Origin of the sequence: Pseudophaeobacter sp. (assembly GCF_039971195.1) — a bacterium.
Classification (GTDB): domain Bacteria; phylum Pseudomonadota; class Alphaproteobacteria; order Rhodobacterales; family Rhodobacteraceae; genus Pseudophaeobacter.
In genome coordinates this window covers 1-15606 of record NZ_JBDWPJ010000164.1, presented here as the reverse complement: position 1 = coordinate 15606, position 15606 = coordinate 1, and the positions used below count along the sequence as shown (strand labels likewise).

At 59.5% G+C, this 15606-nt stretch carries 17 protein-coding genes; 10 read left to right on the top strand and 7 right to left on the bottom strand.

The window, feature by feature from the left end; all coding sequences use genetic code 11:
* The first annotated feature begins 94 nt into the window (after positions 1-94).
* The 3 genes from ABJP42_RS14665 to ABJP42_RS14655 are packed head-to-tail and all read left to right on the top strand — an operon-like array spanning position 95 to position 1218.
* Positions 95-427, top strand: coding sequence for an ArsR/SmtB family transcription factor (locus ABJP42_RS14665; RefSeq protein ID WP_348341621.1), 333 nt, complete (start codon positions 95-97; stop codon positions 425-427).
* Complete coding sequence (locus ABJP42_RS14660; protein ID WP_348341619.1) at positions 428-868, top strand: SRPBCC family protein; 441 nt, start codon at positions 428-430, stop codon at positions 866-868. It begins immediately after the preceding gene.
* A 35-nt stretch (positions 869-903) separates the two neighbouring features.
* On the top strand, positions 904-1218 hold the full coding sequence (locus ABJP42_RS14655; RefSeq protein ID WP_348341617.1) for a YciI family protein: 315 nt from the start codon (positions 904-906) through the stop codon (positions 1216-1218).
* Positions 1219-1337: 119 nt separating this feature from the next.
* On the opposite strand, the gene ABJP42_RS14650 is transcribed toward ABJP42_RS14655, so the two are convergent.
* On the bottom strand, positions 1338-2336 hold the full coding sequence (locus tag ABJP42_RS14650; RefSeq protein ID WP_348341615.1) for an asparaginase: 999 nt from the start codon (positions 2334-2336) through the stop codon (positions 1338-1340).
* Positions 2337-2506: 170 nt separating this feature from the next.
* On the opposite strand from ABJP42_RS14650, the gene ABJP42_RS14645 reads away from it, so the two are divergent.
* The 3 genes from ABJP42_RS14645 (at position 2507) to ABJP42_RS14635 (ending at position 4839) form a co-directional block, all read left to right on the top strand.
* Positions 2507-3040 (top strand): invasion associated locus B family protein, encoded by a 534-nt coding sequence (locus tag ABJP42_RS14645; protein ID WP_348341613.1) that lies wholly within the window; start codon positions 2507-2509, stop codon positions 3038-3040.
* Between the two features lie 184 nt (positions 3041-3224).
* Positions 3225-4412: a dual-specificity RNA methyltransferase RlmN gene (rlmN, locus tag ABJP42_RS14640; protein ID WP_348341611.1), complete on the top strand. Its 1188-nt coding sequence runs from the start codon at positions 3225-3227 to the stop codon at positions 4410-4412.
* Positions 4413-4605: 193 nt separating this feature from the next.
* Positions 4606-4839, top strand: coding sequence for a hypothetical protein (locus ABJP42_RS14635; RefSeq protein WP_348341609.1), 234 nt, complete (start codon positions 4606-4608; stop codon positions 4837-4839).
* Positions 4840-5004: 165 nt separating this feature from the next.
* Here ABJP42_RS14635 and ABJP42_RS14630 read toward each other — a convergent pair whose 3' ends face one another.
* Positions 5005-5853 carry an LOG family protein gene (locus ABJP42_RS14630; protein WP_348341607.1) on the bottom strand — a complete coding sequence of 283 codons (849 nt, stop codon included), beginning with the start codon at positions 5851-5853 and terminating at the stop codon, positions 5005-5007.
* Positions 5854-6026: 173 nt separating this feature from the next.
* Here ABJP42_RS14630 and ABJP42_RS14625 point away from each other — a divergent pair, with 173 nt between their 5' ends.
* The 3 genes from ABJP42_RS14625 to dapD all read left to right on the top strand — a co-directional run bounded on the left by ABJP42_RS14625 (position 6027) and on the right by dapD (position 8541).
* Positions 6027-6959, top strand: coding sequence for a threonine/serine dehydratase (locus tag ABJP42_RS14625; RefSeq protein ID WP_348341605.1), 933 nt, complete (start codon positions 6027-6029; stop codon positions 6957-6959).
* 38 nt (positions 6960-6997) lie between these two features.
* Positions 6998-7597 (top strand): GntR family transcriptional regulator, encoded by a 600-nt coding sequence (locus ABJP42_RS14620; protein WP_348341603.1) that lies wholly within the window; start codon positions 6998-7000, stop codon positions 7595-7597.
* Between the two features lie 116 nt (positions 7598-7713).
* Complete coding sequence (gene dapD / locus ABJP42_RS14615) at positions 7714-8541, top strand: 2,3,4,5-tetrahydropyridine-2,6-dicarboxylate N-succinyltransferase (RefSeq protein WP_348341602.1); 828 nt, start codon at positions 7714-7716, stop codon at positions 8539-8541.
* A 64-nt stretch (positions 8542-8605) separates the two neighbouring features.
* On the opposite strand, the gene ABJP42_RS14610 is transcribed toward dapD, so the two are convergent.
* Complete coding sequence (locus ABJP42_RS14610) at positions 8606-9151, bottom strand: HutD/Ves family protein (RefSeq protein WP_348341600.1); 546 nt, start codon at positions 9149-9151, stop codon at positions 8606-8608.
* Positions 9152-9230: 79 nt separating this feature from the next.
* Positions 9231-10814, bottom strand: a complete 1584-nt coding sequence (locus tag ABJP42_RS14605) for a choice-of-anchor L domain-containing protein (protein WP_348341598.1) — start codon at positions 10812-10814, stop codon at positions 9231-9233.
* A gap of 199 nt (positions 10815-11013) precedes the next feature.
* Here ABJP42_RS14605 and ABJP42_RS14600 point away from each other — a divergent pair, with 199 nt between their 5' ends.
* Positions 11014-11361 (top strand): DUF8846 family protein, encoded by a 348-nt coding sequence (locus ABJP42_RS14600; protein ID WP_348341596.1) that lies wholly within the window; start codon positions 11014-11016, stop codon positions 11359-11361.
* A 78-nt stretch (positions 11362-11439) separates the two neighbouring features.
* On the opposite strand, the gene ABJP42_RS14595 is transcribed toward ABJP42_RS14600, so the two are convergent.
* The 3 genes from ABJP42_RS14595 to ABJP42_RS14585 form a co-directional block, all read right to left on the bottom strand.
* Positions 11440-12495: a transporter substrate-binding domain-containing protein gene (locus tag ABJP42_RS14595; protein ID WP_348341594.1), complete on the bottom strand. Its 1056-nt coding sequence runs from the start codon at positions 12493-12495 to the stop codon at positions 11440-11442.
* A 79-nt stretch (positions 12496-12574) separates the two neighbouring features.
* Entirely contained in the window at positions 12575-13660 is a 1086-nt protein-coding gene (locus tag ABJP42_RS14590; RefSeq protein ID WP_348341592.1) for a Hint domain-containing protein, read from the bottom strand.
* A 4-nt stretch (positions 13661-13664) separates the two neighbouring features.
* Complete coding sequence (locus ABJP42_RS14585) at positions 13665-15236, bottom strand: Hint domain-containing protein (RefSeq protein WP_348341590.1); 1572 nt, start codon at positions 15234-15236, stop codon at positions 13665-13667.
* Positions 15237-15606: the final 370 nt, after the last annotated feature.

The window sequence follows — 15606 nt, the reverse complement described above, 5'->3', positions numbered from 1 at the left end:
TTTTTGACTTTGAAATACCTTATGATTTTCAGACCGTTGTACGGCTCAAAATTTAACACTTTCATTAATTAACTCTTTTGTTAATTATGGGAGTATGAAACCCCTACTCAAAACCTTTTCCGCCCTGGCTGATGAAACCCGCATGGTGATTGTCGAACAGCTGATGCAGCACGGCGAATTGCCTGCCGGAGATCTGGTGCGTGGTGCCAGCATCACCGCCCCGGCCATCTCCCGTCATCTCAAGGTCCTGCGCGAGGCCGGATTGGTCGCCCAGCGCGTTGATGGCACCCGGCGGCTCTATTCTGCCCGCCCCGAAAGCCTGCAGCTGATCGCCGACTGGACCCAGTCACGGCGCGCCTTTTGGGACAGCAGCCTGGACCGACTGGAGGCGGCACTGCTTGAAGATTTAAACCCGGAGGACATTTAAATGAGTGACGTCTTGAACGACCTGCAGTTGGACCGCAGTTTCCCTGTCAGCCCCGAGCGCCTGTTTGCCTGGATCACCCAGGGTGACAAGCTGATGCAATGGTGGGGCCCCGAGGGCATTGATGTCTTTGACCATGCGCTCGATTTGACCCGCCCCGGCGCATATTTTGCCAAGATGCGCGGCGCCGAAGGCCAGCAGTATCATGTCTCGGGTCAGGTCACCCATGTCAGCCCGCCGCACTCGGTTGGTTTCACCTGGGCCTGGCATGACGAGACCGGCACGCGCGGCATTGAAAGCCATGTGACCTTCACCATCGATACGGAGGGGTCGGGCGCCCGTCTGCGGATCCAACACCGCGACCTGCCAACGCCCGAACTGGCTGAGAGCCATGCCAAGGGCTGGACCTCCACCCTCAACAAACTCGCCTCCAAGATCGACTAACTGCCCCCTGCAACCGCAACCATAAAGGAAAGAATATGCCCCAGTTCATTTTTGCCTATCACGGCGGCAAGACCCCCGAGACCCCAGAGGCAGGTGCTGCCGAAATGGAGGCCTGGTCCTCCTGGATGGCCTCCATGGGCACGGCCCTGGTGGTGCCGGGCAATCCCGTCGGCCTCTCCAAAACCGTCAGCAATTCTGGCACCGCAGACAATGGCGGCGCCAATCCGCTCTCGGGCTATTCCGTGGTCGAAGCCAGTGATCAAGAAGCCGCCTGTAAAATGGCCCAGGGCTGCCCCATGGTGGTCAGCGGTCATGGCTCAGTCGAAGTGGCCGAATTGGTCGACATGTAGGCGAGACCCACCCACTCAGAAAGACGCCAGAAAACACGCCCGGCCAAACGCCGGGCAGCGCCCGACCCTCCCCACGGGAGGGCGCTAGTCTTTCATAAATACGTCCAGCCAGACGCGGTTTAAAACAGCATCTCCGCGCTGGGACGCAGCGATCCGCAATCAACGCCACGGCGATTCAGCTGTGGCGCGTTGATATATTTGCGGGTCTCGGGATGATCCGCTTCCAGAACCCCCAGCCCCACCAGGATCGATGCAATGGCGCATTCGCTGGCGCGGGTCGCCCCATCAGTGATCTTCAGCGCCACACCAAGCTTCTTCTCTGGAATGATGGCAATGAACACCGCTTCAGCCCCGGTTTTCACCGCCACCTTGCCGCCCATGGCACGCATCAGATTGGTGCAGGCGCGGGTTTCACCGGCCACCAGATCGGGATGTTTCGCCATGGCAGCGGTCAGTTGCGCCGCCGCATCCGAGGCCCGGTCGGAGCGATCCGCGGCAGAAGCAAACCAAGACATCGCCCGCGCCAGCCCATGGACCGTCGTGGCAAAATTTGGCGCCGAACAGCCATCGATACCATAGGTGGGGCTCGCCATGCCGGTGACCTCCTCAAAGGCAGTGAGGCAGGCCTGCTGCACCGGGTGATCGATATCGATGTATTCCGACCCGGCACCCAGATGCTGGTTCAAGGTCAGGAACCCGGCATGTTTTCCGGAACAATTGTTATGCACCTGACAGGGGCTGTTGTCGGTCTTGATCAGCTTATTGCGGGCGGGAATATCGGCCGGTTCCTGGCTGCCACAGCGAAAATCCTCATCCGCCAGACCCAATTGCTCCAGCCAGCTGTTGACCCGGTCGGTGTGAATATGGGCGCCATTATGCGAGGCACAGGCGAGCGCCAGCTGTTCGGATGTGAGGCCATATTTGGCCGCCGCCCCAGAGGTGAGAAGCGGCAAGGCCTGGATCATCTTGGCCGAGCTGCGCGGGTAGATCACCGCATCCGGATCGCCCCAGCTGCGCAGAATCTGACCGCTACCATCGCAGATCACCGCATGGCCCAGATGCAGGCTCTCCAACAGAGATCCACGCCAAACTTCTGCCATTGGAACTGGTTTTGTCATTGTGTCAGCCTCTTTTCTTGGCGATTTCCTGCCAAACGCACTTTCGCCCGTAGCGCTTGTTACGTTAGTGTGCTTGTGTATGGCAAGCGAGAGCATCTGGTACAGACGGCGGTCTAAACGCCGCTCGCTCTCAGAGGAATTGAGGTAAGACAGTCTTGGAGTCGGGACAAATGGTATCGAAACTCGCCCGTATCATCGCGGGCCTGTGTCTGGCCGCACTGGCCACATCCGCAACCGCGCAGCAAACCACCACCGACAATCGCGTCGGCGCCAATGTGGATTGGAGCGTTTTCCAGGGTGACAGCCCAAAAGAATGCTGGGGCGTTTCAGCCCCGAAGGAAAGCGTCAATACCCGCGATGGCCGCGTTGTTGCCGTGCGCCGCAGTGAGATCCAGCTCTTTGTCTTTTACCGCCCCGAGAATGGCGGCAAGGGTCAGGTGACCTTTACAGGCGGCTATCCCTTTGCCCCCGGATCTACCGTCAATTTGACCATTGGCGAAACCGAATTTGAACTTTTCACCGAAGGCGAATGGGCCTGGCCTGCCACCGCTGCGGATGATGCAAAGATCATCACCGCGATGAAACGCGGCGCTGGTGCGGTACTCACAGCGCGCTCTGCCCGTGGCACCCAAACCAAGGATGCCTTCTCTTTGCTGGGCTTCACCGCCGCCATTGAAGACGCTGAAAAACGCTGCAGCAACTAATTGGGCGCGCCCTGTTTGGGCCATCTCAGTGCAGCATCCCATCCGCCCCGGCCCCTGGCCGGGGTTTTGCATTTCCGGACTGTGTCCGCAAAGCTGTCTAAAGACTGTGCAAGGAATCTTTTGATCTTTTGCCAATCTCCTATATAGAGCCGCATCCACCCTCCAACATTTGAGTCGAGCTGCCATGACTGCCAACGCGCCGATCACCCAAGACGTCCTGACCCTTCCCCGCAAGCTGCCCGAGGGCGGCAAGACCAATCTCGTCGGCATGACCCGCGCGGCGATGCGCCAGGCGCTGATCGATATTGGCATCCCGGAAAAGCAGGCAAAGATGCGGGTCGGCCAGATCTGGCAGTGGATTTATCAGTGGGGCAAACGCGACTTTGCCGAGATGACCAATCTCTCCAAATCCCTGCGGGCCCAGCTCGAAGACGGCTTTGTGATCGCCATCCCCGAGGTGGTCAGCAAACAGGTCTCTGAGGATGGCACCCGCAAATATCTGGTGCGCATCGCCGGCGGTCACGAGGTCGAGGTGGTCTATATCCCCGAAACCGATCGCGGCACGCTCTGTATTTCCAGCCAGGTTGGCTGCACCCTGACCTGTTCCTTCTGCCATACCGGCACCCAGAAACTGGTGCGCAACCTGACGGCCGCTGAGATCATCGGTCAGGTGATGATGGCTCGCGATGACCTGGACGAATGGCCCGTCCCCGGCACCCGCAACACCGATGAGGCGCGGCTGCTGTCCAATATCGTGCTGATGGGCATGGGCGAGCCACTTTATAATTTTGACAATGTGCGTGACGCGATGAAGATCGCCATGGATCCCGAAGGCATCCAGCTCAGCCGTCGCCGCATCACCCTGTCGACCTCGGGTGTGGTGCCGGAAATCGCCCGCACCGCCGATGAGATCGGCTGCCTGCTGGCGGTGTCTTTCCACGCCACCACAGACGAGGTGCGTGACAAACTGGTGCCGATCAACAAACGCTGGAATATCGAGGCCCTGCTTGAAGCCCTACGCGCCTACCCCAGCCTGTCGAACTCGGAGCGGATCACCTTTGAATACGTGATGCTGGACCATGTGAATGACAGCAAGGAAGATGCCCACCGGCTGGTTCAGCTGATCAAAGGCATCCCGGCCAAGATCAACCTGATCCCGTTCAACGAATGGCCCGGCGCGCCCTACAAACGATCCTCCAACAACCGGATCCGCACCTTTGCCGATATCATCCATGACGCAGGCTATGCCTCGCCCATTCGCAAACCGCGCGGTGAGGACATCATGGCCGCCTGTGGGCAGTTGAAATCCGCAACTGAACGCGCCCGCAAAAGCCGCAAACAGATCGAGGCCGAGGCCGGGGTCAAATCCTGACCTGGCCGAGCCTGCCCCTCAGACTTCCAAACAGAAACGCCTCGTGATCAGACGATCCGGGGCGTTTTTTGTGGCCTTGCCGCGACAGCTGGGGCGGCGCCACAATCTTTCCTTAAACTGGATATAATCCGGCCACAGCGCGCCAACAGTTTCGACCTCAGAGACAATAAAAAAGAATCTATGAGGACTGAGCATGAATTTGGAAACACATACGCCCCTGGCGACACCGCAGCCCGCAAACAGCAACCTCGAGCCCTATGTGCTCGACCTGATCCGCGAAGAGCGGGAAAAGGCGCTGAGCCCGCGCGAATGGCAGTTCCGCCTGCGCGGCTATGGCTATGCGATCAAGGACGTCGATGGTGCCAAGGTTGTGACCAGCCTGCCTAAGGGCATTGAAATTGGAGTACTGCCAGCCGAATTCGCCTGATCAGGATCTCCACTCCCCCTCCCCACAACCCAGGGACACATATAGTACCACAATCCATTTTCCACCCCGAGCATGGCGCCCCACACCCCATGCCCAAAATTTAGCCCTAAAAGCGACAGCCAAAACAGTTCCCACCTGTTTTGGCTGAGCGCGTTTGTCCCGCTCTTAGCGTTCGCGTCCCGGCAGACTGTCGCGGGCGGGTTCGGGTGACCAGTTTTTGATGATCTCGGCGGCCTCTTCGGCGGTCTCCACAAATTTGAACAGCGCCAGATCCTGTTCCGAGATAGTACCAGCATCCGCCAGCGCCTCCCAATTGATGATCTTCTCCCAGAAGGCCCGGCCAAACAGGATGAAAGGCACCCGCTCCATCCGGCCGGTCTGAATCAGGGTGAGGCTCTCGAACAGCTCATCCAGGGTACCAAAACCTCCAGGAAACACGGTGATCGCCGCTGCCCGCATCAGGAAATGCATCTTGCGGATGGCAAAATAGTGGAAGTTGAAGCTCAGCTCTGGCGTCACATAGCCATTGGGGGCCTGCTCATGCGGTAAGACAATCGAAAGGCCAACGGATTTACCGCCCGCATCCAGGGCGCCGCGATTACCCGCCTCCATTACACCGGGGCCGCCGCCGGTGACGATCACATTCTTGCGGCCGCCGCTCTGCATCGAGGTTTCGGTCATGATGCGAGCAAAATCGCGCGCCTCATCGTAAAAATGTGACAGATCGGCCAGCGTCTGGGTCCGGGCGCTCTCCTTATTGGCCGGGCTCGGAATACGGGCGCCGCCAAACATCACGATGGTGCTCTCGATGCCCTGTTCGTCCAGCATCAGCTCCGGTTTCAGCAGTTCCAGTTGCAGGCGCACCGGGCGCAGCTCGTCGCGGCACAGGAAATCCTCATCCGCAAAGGCAAGCCGGTAGGCCGGTGAGGCAGATTGCGGGGTCTGGGGCACATGTTCGGCGCGATCTCGGTCGGAATGGGCATCCGGGAAGCGGCTGTGGCGATCATCACTCATGGCGTTTCAGGCAATCCTATTTGTAAAACACTAGGGGCTCAGCTTAACCCCCATCCGGGCGCAGGTACCAGCCCCACCGAGCGCAGACACCCGGTTTTGATCCTGGCGTCACCGCCCTTGTATCGCCGCGATCAATCGCTAAGGTCCGGTGGCTGCAACAAGGGAATACTCAGATGGACTGGACCACAGAAATTAACGCCGCAGCGATGCGGACCGCGGGCCATATCCAGGTCACCCCGGTGATGCAGAGCCTCGGTTTTGGTCTGGACTATCCCATCGAGATGAAGCTCGAACAGATGCAGCACACCGGCAGTTTCAAGGCCCGTGGTGCCTTCAACACCCTGCTCAGCCAAAAGGTGCCTGCCGCTGGTCTGGTGGCGGCTTCGGGCGGCAACCATGGTGCAGCGGTGGCCTATGCGGCACATAGGCTGGGGCACAAGGCGCGGATCTATGTGCCTGAGATGGCCGGCCCCGCCAAGATCGCACTGATCCGCGACAGCGGCGCCGATCTGCAGGTGGTGCCCGGCGCCTATGCCAACGCATTAGAGCAGGCCCAGACTTATGAACGTGAAACCGGCGCTATGCAGGTACATGCCTATGATGCCCCCGGCACGGTTGCTGGACAGGGCAGCTGTTTTGCCGAATGGCAGTCCCAGGGGCTTGAAGCTGATACGGTAATTATCGCCGTGGGTGGTGGCGGTCTCATCGCTGGGGCCATGGCCTGGTTTCAGGGAGCCAAAAAGATCATCGCGGTAGAGCCCGAGACCTCCTGTGCGCTGCATGCCGCGCTGGCTTCGGGTGCGCCTGTGGATGTCGAGGTCTCTGGCGTTGCCGCAAATGCGCTGGGCGCCCGGCGGATTGGCGCGATCTGCTTTGATCTCGCCCAACAAAACCACCGGGATGACAGGCTGACCTCGCTCACCGTAAGCGATGCAGCGATCACCGAAGCGCAAACGGCGCTTTGGCGCGAACGCCGTCTGCTGGTCGAACCTGCCGGGGCCACGGCACTGGCGGCGCTGACTTCGGGGGTCTACCGGCCTGCGCCAGGTGAAAAAGTGGCTGTCTTGCTCTGCGGTGGCAATATCGCCCCGGATCCACTGGGCTAAGGCTTGCGCCAGCGCCGCGCCCGCCCTATCGACGCCCTATGAGTGCAACCATCGCAGATACTATCTACCAGGCCCTGAGCGAGCAGATCGTGACAGGTCAACTGGTGGCCGGTGAAAAACTGCGCCAGGACCATATTGCCCGCGAATTTGACACCAGCCATGTGCCGGTACGCGAGGCGCTGCTGCGGCTCGAGGCCCATGGGCTGGCGATCTCTGAACCCCGGCGCGGCACCCGTGTCAGCGCGTTGAACCCCGGCGAAATTCGCGAAGTGATCGAAATGCGGGTCGCGCTCGAAGTGCTGGCCCTGACCCATGGTTTTGCCCGCCTCTCCAAGGCAGATCTCGCCACAGCAGAGGCCGCCCGCCTTGCCTGCGACGAGGCCGAGGATATGGCAACCTGGGAGCGCTGCAACCGCGCCTTTCACCGGGCCATTCTAGCACCCTGTCAGATGCCGCGACTGCTGGCCTCGATCGGTGATCTGCATATCGCATCTGCCAGGCACCTCTTTGCCAATTGGCAACACCAGTGGCGGCCCCGCATCGATCAGGATCATGCCGCCATTTTGCAGGCGATGCAGCGCCAGGATGCTGCGGCCGCCTGCGAAATCCTGCGCCGCCACCTGCGCCGGGTGCGCTAAAGACTGCAAAACGCCGGGCGGGGCGTCATTTTGGCCGCAATCCGGGCATGACCTGCGCGCAGATTGCCGTTAGAAAGCTGCGAATCCTAATTTATCAAACACGCCGGAGTACCCCCATGTCCAACGCTCAGCTGGAAACCGCGATCGAGGCCGCCTGGGAGGCCCGTGACAGTATCACCCCCGCCACCACAGGCGAACAGCGCGAGGCCATCGAGGCCACATTGCAGGCGCTGGACTCTGGCGCGCTGCGGGTTGCCGAAAAAATGGACAACGGCGACTGGCATGTGAACCAGTGGGCCAAAAAGGCCGTGCTGCTGGGTTTCCGTATCAAGGATATGGAGATGCAATCCGGTGGACCTCAGGGCTCCAGCTGGTGGGATAAGGTCGACAGCAAGTTCATGGGCTGGGGCGAGACGGAGTGGAAAGAAGCTGGTTTTCGGGCGGTGCCCAACTGCATCGTGCGCAAAAGCGCCTATGTCGCCCCAGGCGTGGTCTTGATGCCCTCCTTTGTGAACCTCGGCGCCTATGTCGACGAAGGCACCATGGTCGACACCTGGGCTACCGTTGGCTCTTGTGCCCAGATCGGTAAGAACGTGCACTTGTCAGGCGGCGTTGGCATTGGCGGCGTTCTGGAGCCAATGCAGGCCGGCCCGACCATCATCGAAGACAACTGCTTTATCGGTGCGCGCTCCGAGGTGGTCGAAGGCTGCATCGTGCGCGAAGGCTCGGTTCTGGGCATGGGCGTCTATATCGGCAAATCCACCAAGATCGTTGATCGTGAAACCGGTGAAGTGATGTATGGCGAAGTGCCGCCCTATTCGGTTGTTGTTTCGGGCTCGATGCCCTCGAAGAACGGCGTCAGCCTCTACTGTGCGGTGATCGTCAAACGCGTCGATGCGCAGACCCGCTCCAAGACTGGTATCAACGAGTTGCTGCGCGACTGATCATCACTGTTCGTTTATCTTTGCGCGTCTCCTGAAATTTGGGAGGCGCGTTTTTCGTTTCCGGCTACACCGGATTCAGAGCCAGCAGAACCACTCTGCTATTGGGCGCCACGTCGACAATTTGCGGGCCAGCACCCTGCCAGCCTTCGCCCGGTCCAAGCTGCTCCTGGCCTATTGGAAAATCCAACCGCAGGCTGCCTTGCAGGACATAGACTATTTGCACCGCAGCCGCCGATCTGTGCTGACCCGCACCACAGATCTGCATCTCGGCGCTGATGTACCTGGGGTCATAGATCAGGTTGAAAGCGGTGCAGGGACCTACCCGCAGATGCGCCATAAGTTCCAACCCGCCATCAAAATTCAAAGGCTTCAGGGGATCGGCGGCCAACTGGTTTTCAGGATTGGACAGATCCAGCCCGGCGCCCGAGACAATACAGTGAATGCGGGCCAGACCAGGAAAGGCGGAGAAGGGCCCATCCTGATCGATCTGCGCCAGGCTGGCCCGCCAGATCAGATCTGCATCGACGGTGACGGAACTGGCGAGTTCACGGGTGGTGCCGAGGCCGTTTTTCCAAGGCTGGGCTGGGGTCTGTTCAACTGAAAACCGCATGGGATACCTGATGTCCGATTATCTGCAGACATCAGGTTTGCGGTGTTTTTCCCCCCATCACAAGCCGGGGACAGCAATTCTAGGCGGAGGAGGTCACAGCGCTGAGCAATGCCCGCGCCTCAAAAGGCTTCAACGACAGGCGGGCACTGTCGCCATAACTCTCTGGGTCACCGCCCATCAGCGCCAGCACCTCGGCGCGAGTCTCGCCGTCAAAACTATCCAGAGTTTCCGCGCCCGGATGGTAGCTTTCGCTTTCCAGCCCATTGCCGCAGATGATTTCATGCCGGTCAAACAGCAGATGCACATAGGTCACCGGCGCGGCGTCCGTGCGACGGGCGATGCTGTGGTCATTGACCAGATTGCCCGCCTTGACCAGCACCTCAGCCTCACCAAAAAGCACCTCAGCCCATTGATCCTGCAAGAGCACCCGGTGACTTGGGGACAGCTCCAGCGCCTGATGGGAGCCAAGCGCACCTGCCGCAAACCTCACCGGCGCGTCATTGCCTTTGGCCCGGCGTACCGAGCGCCCAGTCCAGCGCAGGGCCTGCGCTCCGTGATCGCGGGTCAGCACCAAATCGCCCGGCTCCAACGCTTCGACAGCCACAGGACCAGCGGGGGTATCAATCAGGGTACCTGCCACAAAACAGGGCGTGGTTGTGACCTCGACCACTCCGGTATCCGTATTCCCGAGGTCATCCTCGACGGTATAGGTGAAAGTGGATTCTTCGTCGGAATCAACATCCTCCTGACCCTCGATGGTCATGGTGCCATCATCGTTCAAGGTGATCACCTCGCCCCCGGCCAGAGTCACCGTTGATCCGGCCACGACAGGTTGACCGTTGATTTCGGTGATTGTCAGGGTCGCGCCATCGGCGTGGCTATCATTCGCCAGAACATCCAGCGTGGTCGAGCCGCCCTCATAGACCGTGGCCTCGTCATCCATGGCGATCAGCTCAGTCTGGATAGAATCGCCTGCGATCAACAGGTTGGAGTCATAGGCCGCATCCCCGGCATCGGCGATGCCGATCATGATGGTGTTTACCTCACCCGCATTGACCGGCGCCTTCAGGGTCAGAGTGACGGTAAACCCGTCCATCTCGGTGTTATAGAGATCATCCCCCTGGGCATTGTCCACATAGAGATTTTCGTTGCTTCCGGTGTTGATATTGTCGATGGAAACATCGCCATTGCCAATGGTCAGCTCAGCCTTTTCGCCGTTGACCCAAACACCAATGGCATCGTTGAAACCCTTGTCGACATATTCCAGATACTCCTCGGATGAGAAGGTGAACTGCATCGTCAGGGTCGACCCGGTCGGGATGAACTCTGCCTCAAAGATGGCGGCATCATAGGTGGTGCCGCCTGCGATTGCGCTCAGGTCGCTATTTCCGGCGGTCCCCATGTTGGAGGAGGTGCTGCCGGATGTGTTCACATCACCACTGCTGTTGGTGATGTCCTCGGCCCGGCCCGTCGACAGGATAACGCCAGTATCCGAAGGGGTCACACCGGGGGCGGTTGTGTCACCATCAGAATAGATACCGGAAGAGGCCTCCGCCCCGACATAGTCGGCGCTTTGAATGGAAATTCCATTGCCGAACATGGCTTCGGCCATCTCCATGGCCGTTGCAGAGGTATCAATTGGCAGTTCAGAGGCCGTTGGCATGTCGTAACCCTCTTGGAGTATTTGGGTTTCCCATTTGGCATACCGGCGCGGTGCCATGAGAATCGTTCCCCCCTAACCTAAGGGCAGGAGGCTTACCGCAAGGTGAATGGCCGCGATCCAGCCCTTGGCATAGCCGGTTTCGGCGCGGTCAAACTGAATTCGATTGACCGCAAGGCACCGCCGGGGCTATGGCGGCGCTATGGAAAAGAAGAAGATATCCCGCCAGCAGGTCTATACGCTTTTGGTTCAGATTGGCCGCAAAGACGGCGATGGTCTGCCCGATGGTGCCACCGGAGCCGCGCTGATGATCTATGCCTCTGGTGTGGACGAGGCCGAAGCCGTGCGCGAAACCGTCGCGATCCTGAAACAGGCCGAGACTGCGCCGCTGGATGTTACCGGCTATGGCACGCTGGCGGAACGTCAGGAAGAGGGTCACGAGATCGGCGAAGAAGAGCTGGCGCTGATGCAGCGTGCGCTTGATGAAAACGCCGTAATCGTCGCCCAGATGACGCCCTTCTTTGAAGGTGAAGAGCCAACTTTTCACTAGGATCTGTCACTGACCACAGGGTGCTACAGCGACAGAGGGGGAGAGAGGTCCGGCAGAGGCCTCAGCACTCATGGCTGATTAGTGCTTGCGGCCAAACCAATCGCGGTAGATCGCGTCATAGCTGCCATCTTCCTGCATAGTCAGCAGGGTGTGGTTTACCTGTTCCGTCAGGGGTGAGCCCTGCGGGAAAACAAACCCGTAGTATTCCCGCAGGAACACCTGGCCAATGGTGCGGCCAAATTCCTGACCACCGTGTTTCACGTAGTAGTTCAGCACCGGGGCATCAAAAACCACCGCCCGGACCTCGCCGCTTTCAAAGGCGCGCAACAACTGATCAAGGTCGTCATATCCATAGTAGTCAAGATCGCGGCGCTGCAGGAACCCGGCGGCAGTGGAGCCCTCGATGGTTCCGGTGCGTTTGCCATAAAGATCATTGACCGAACTCACCGAACCGCTGATTGCCTCGACCGTCATTACTGCGGTAATTTTGGCAACAAAGATCGACACGATAAACAGCGACGACAGCACCAACAGAACCCCGAACATTCGCCCGATCGGCGTCCGGGGCACCCGCTCTTCAAAGCCGCCATTGACCACCAGGTTCAACGCCCACCAAAAGGAAGGGAACCAGGCTTCTTTTAGGGGGCGGTCAAAATAGGGTTGGGCCCGGCGCTCCACCGCCCACATGAACATGCCGCCCACCAGCAACAGTAAAAAGGCCAACCCGATGGCCAGCGCCAGATCCCAGGACAAGAGAGCGTTCATCAAGGAGGGTTCCCGGATGTCATCCGCCTGCACCATGATCTGCAAACCGCTTTCAAACACCGGCAGGCTGAAATCCATCACCGCCTCGCGGGCAGCGGTGATCGAGATATTGGCCGCGGCCATATCGACCTCAGCCAGCTGCACCCCGTTCAGCATCTCGGCAAAGGCCTCTTTGCGGTGGATCTGCAGCTCCCAGTCCAGGCGTTCGGCAATTTCACGCATCAATTCGATGGAGAAGCCGGTTTCCCGGCCATTTTCAATCATTGAAAAAGGAGGCCGCGTCACCGTGTTCACATCGATGACCTGTGCCGACAACACATTCCCCCAGAGCAGGAGCAGAAACGGGAAGATCAAGCGGAGTGGGCGCAAATCAGTACCTGAGAGCTAAATACAGCATTCCTGAATCCGTATTTAGGCGGTTCGCCAAAAGCAAGCAAGCCAGAACCCGTCAGGCCACCCGACGTTCGGCCAGAATCGCTGCGTCAAATGACCCCAGAACCGGATAGCGTGGCGGCCCGTGTTCCGGCAGCGAGGTGCGCTCAAACACCGCCAGCCGACTGGCGGCCAACCGTCTCACATCCCGGCGCAGGCTGCCCAGATACAGGCTTTCAAGCACCGCACCGGCGGCCAGCACCGGGGCATGGTCCGGCAGGATCAGCTGGGTATAGGTTATGGTTGGGCCAGAGCTCTGACCCGCTGTTGCGACGCTGGTTCCCAAAAGATGCCGCGCGGGCACCAGAACCGATGGGCGGCCAAACATATATTCGACCTCGCTGCCGCTCAGCACCACCCGCTGTGAGGCCGAAATCTGAATGTCTTGTTGCAGGTCAAAGAAGGGCGCCCGCAGCCGCACCGGCCGGTAGATCCCCAGCGCCGGCAACTCGCAGCGCAGAACATGCAGCACAGGCACCGCCGTGCCTGTTTCGCTCAGCACCAAATCACCGCGTTGTACCTGATCTACCGGGCAATAGCCCGCCGGGGTTGCCACCGGCGTGTCGGGATCCAGCCCAGGCGTCGGCCCCACCGGTTCTAGCTGATCAGACAGGGCCAGATAGCGTAGCGCCGGGGAGGTAAACCGCAGGGGGCCGGGGCAAACCAGGGTTTTGAGATCCTGATAGCGCCAGGGCTGTGGCGGTGGCAGCTGGGCAATCTGCACCCTGTTACTGTCAGCCCGTTCCAGCGCCAAACGCGCATAGCCCTGCAGACTGTCCCAGGCATAGGTCAACCGCACCTGCCCCGCCCGTCCGGAATCGCTGGGATTGAGGGTGGCATGGGACAGGTTTCCGCCCTGCGTCAACACCAGGCTGACCCCGCCGCCAGGCACCGCTTGAAGCCCCAGTTCGATTGGCCAGTCGCCGCCCTGGGCAAATTGCAAAAGCGGCTCTGGGCGGCGACTGTCTGGGATCGACATTTCCACCACCAATGTTCCGCGCAGCATCAGCGCGTCACCGCCGCCCGCCTGCAGCTGCGCCTGTGACAGCTGCGCCAGATCCGTTGTGTTCTGATCAAGATCTACAATACCAAGCCAACTCATGAATTCACGCCGCCTTTAATGAAGCTAGGAGTTTTCCTTCATAGCCCTTGAGGGCTGGTCGGGCGGAGGCGCCATAGCCAAGCCCCGTCTTTGGGTCGAGCTCCGGAAACAGTGCACAAATTTCTTGCAGCACCTTTGTTTCAAACAATCCCGAGGTCTGTGGTCCGGGCAAAAAGCTCTCGGTGGTCAGCCCTTCGGAAAAAATCACCTGATGACGGTCAAACAGCAGGTGCACGTAGGTGACCTCGCCCCCCGTGCAGCGGCAGACACTCTTGTCATTCAACAAATCCTTGGCCGCGACCAGCACCTCGCCTTCGCCAAACAGAAGTTCGGCATAGGCATCGCGTATCAGGATACGATGCTGCGGCGAGACCATCAGATCGCGATGGGCGCCAAAGCTGCCCGCCCGGATCAGGATCGGAGCAAAATCCCCCTCAGCGGCGACACTGCGCTTGCCAATCCAACGCAGCGGCTGCTTGCCGTCATCGCGGGTCTGTACCAGATCTCCGGGTTGCAGCTGCTCCACCGGCACCTCGCCATCCGGTGTCTGGATCATTGTGCCCGCGACAAAACAGGGGATCGAGCTGGCATTGACGATGCCAGTGTCATCATTGACCCCATTGGTCGCCGTATAGGTGAAGTTGAAATCCTCGATGTCGCCATCGCCGTGCAGGGTCAGCGTGCCATCCGCATTTACTTCGATCTGCTGCCCGGTGGGCAGTGTCACAATCGACCCCGCCGTGACCGCAACCCCGTTCACATGGGTGATGGTCAGGACCCCACCAGTGTTGTCCACATCATTGGCCAGCACATCGATCACCTTGCTGCCATCGGCGGCCACATGGGTGTTATCTGTCAGGGCAACAAAATCGGTCTGCACCGAATCTCCGGCGATCAGCAGGTTACTGTCGTAGCTGCTGTCGCCCACATCGGCGATACCGATGCGGATGTCATTCTCGACGCCCGGGTTGACATACATGGTCAGCGTCATGGTGACGGTAAAACCATCCATTTCGGTGTTGTAATCGTCGCCACCGTTATCAACGTAGAGGTTTTCATTGATCGAGGCGCTGATATTGCCAGGGTTGGTGGCGCCACCGCTCACGTCCAGCTCGACCACGTCGCCATTGACCCAGACGGCGACAACATCCTGATAGACCGAGTTCTGATATTCCGGGAATTCCTCGGATGAGAAGACAAACTCCATGGTCATCACATCCGAATCCGGAATGAAGGTCACATCCAGGTAAGCAGCATCATAGGTGCGGGCACCTGCGGCTTCGTTGAAGTCAGAGTTGTTGTTTTCACCACGTGTGTTGGTGGAGGTATTGGTTGCCCGGTTGGGATCGCCAGCGGAGTTGGTAAAATGGTTGGTGCGGCCGGTTGACAGAATGACGCCAGTGTCGCCCGGCGTCGCGCCGGGTGCCAGGGCATCGCCATTGGAATAGATCGCCGATGACCGACTGTCGCCGGTGTAATCAGCATCAACAACCGTGACCCCATCGCCAAAAATGGTTTCGGCCATCTCGGTGGCACTCGCACCGGTATCGTATCCCAGCTCTGCCGCTGTCGCCATTGCCCTGCCCCAATCCTCAATTGGAGAGACAACCCACCCGTCTCGCCGCAGAGAAGAGAGCCTCTCTGCGTTGCCTGGACCTTTTTGGTCCTTATCTATTGGCAAAATCCACGCTTTGGTGGTTCCGCTCGTTGGATGACCTGCCTCTGGTCTTATTTATTAACATTTCCTTAACACAAGATTTTGCGCAGAGTCATCTGCGAAGTTTTCCCGCCCGGGAAACGCAGCTTTTGCGCCACAACTCTGCATCGGGGCGGGCCGAGCTGCCCCTAGGCACCCAGGATTTGAGGCGGTTTGCACGGGCCGCAAAAGCGCGGTAAATCAAGGCAAACGCCGATTGCAGGCGCCACCGCCACACAGGAGCCCCCCC

What these genes read in the sequence shown, in the direction of transcription:
- ABJP42_RS14665 (WP_348341621.1), top strand. Translation starts at nt 95, where the DNA reads ATGAAACCCCTACTCAAAACCTTTTCCGCCCTGGCTGATGAAACCCGC.
- ABJP42_RS14660 (WP_348341619.1), top strand. Translation starts at nt 428, where the DNA reads ATGAGTGACGTCTTGAACGACCTGCAGTTGGACCGCAGTTTCCCTGTC.
- ABJP42_RS14655 (WP_348341617.1), top strand. Translation starts at nt 904, where the DNA reads ATGCCCCAGTTCATTTTTGCCTATCACGGCGGCAAGACCCCCGAGACC.
- ABJP42_RS14650 (WP_348341615.1), bottom strand. Translation starts at nt 2,336, where the DNA reads ATGACAAAACCAGTTCCAATGGCAGAAGTTTGGCGTGGATCTCTGTTG.
- ABJP42_RS14645 (WP_348341613.1), top strand. Translation starts at nt 2,507, where the DNA reads ATGGTATCGAAACTCGCCCGTATCATCGCGGGCCTGTGTCTGGCCGCA.
- rlmN (WP_348341611.1), top strand. Translation starts at nt 3,225, where the DNA reads ATGACTGCCAACGCGCCGATCACCCAAGACGTCCTGACCCTTCCCCGC.
- ABJP42_RS14635 (WP_348341609.1), top strand. Translation starts at nt 4,606, where the DNA reads ATGAATTTGGAAACACATACGCCCCTGGCGACACCGCAGCCCGCAAAC.
- ABJP42_RS14630 (WP_348341607.1), bottom strand. Translation starts at nt 5,853, where the DNA reads ATGAGTGATGATCGCCACAGCCGCTTCCCGGATGCCCATTCCGACCGA.
- ABJP42_RS14625 (WP_348341605.1), top strand. Translation starts at nt 6,027, where the DNA reads ATGGACTGGACCACAGAAATTAACGCCGCAGCGATGCGGACCGCGGGC.
- ABJP42_RS14620 (WP_348341603.1), top strand. Translation starts at nt 6,998, where the DNA reads ATGAGTGCAACCATCGCAGATACTATCTACCAGGCCCTGAGCGAGCAG.
- dapD (WP_348341602.1), top strand. Translation starts at nt 7,714, where the DNA reads ATGTCCAACGCTCAGCTGGAAACCGCGATCGAGGCCGCCTGGGAGGCC.
- ABJP42_RS14610 (WP_348341600.1), bottom strand. Translation starts at nt 9,151, where the DNA reads ATGCGGTTTTCAGTTGAACAGACCCCAGCCCAGCCTTGGAAAAACGGC.
- ABJP42_RS14605 (WP_348341598.1), bottom strand. Translation starts at nt 10,814, where the DNA reads ATGCCAACGGCCTCTGAACTGCCAATTGATACCTCTGCAACGGCCATG.
- ABJP42_RS14600 (WP_348341596.1), top strand. Translation starts at nt 11,014, where the DNA reads ATGGAAAAGAAGAAGATATCCCGCCAGCAGGTCTATACGCTTTTGGTT.
- ABJP42_RS14590 (WP_348341592.1), bottom strand. Translation starts at nt 13,660, where the DNA reads ATGAGTTGGCTTGGTATTGTAGATCTTGATCAGAACACAACGGATCTG.
- ABJP42_RS14585 (WP_348341590.1), bottom strand. Translation starts at nt 15,236, where the DNA reads ATGGCGACAGCGGCAGAGCTGGGATACGATACCGGTGCGAGTGCCACC.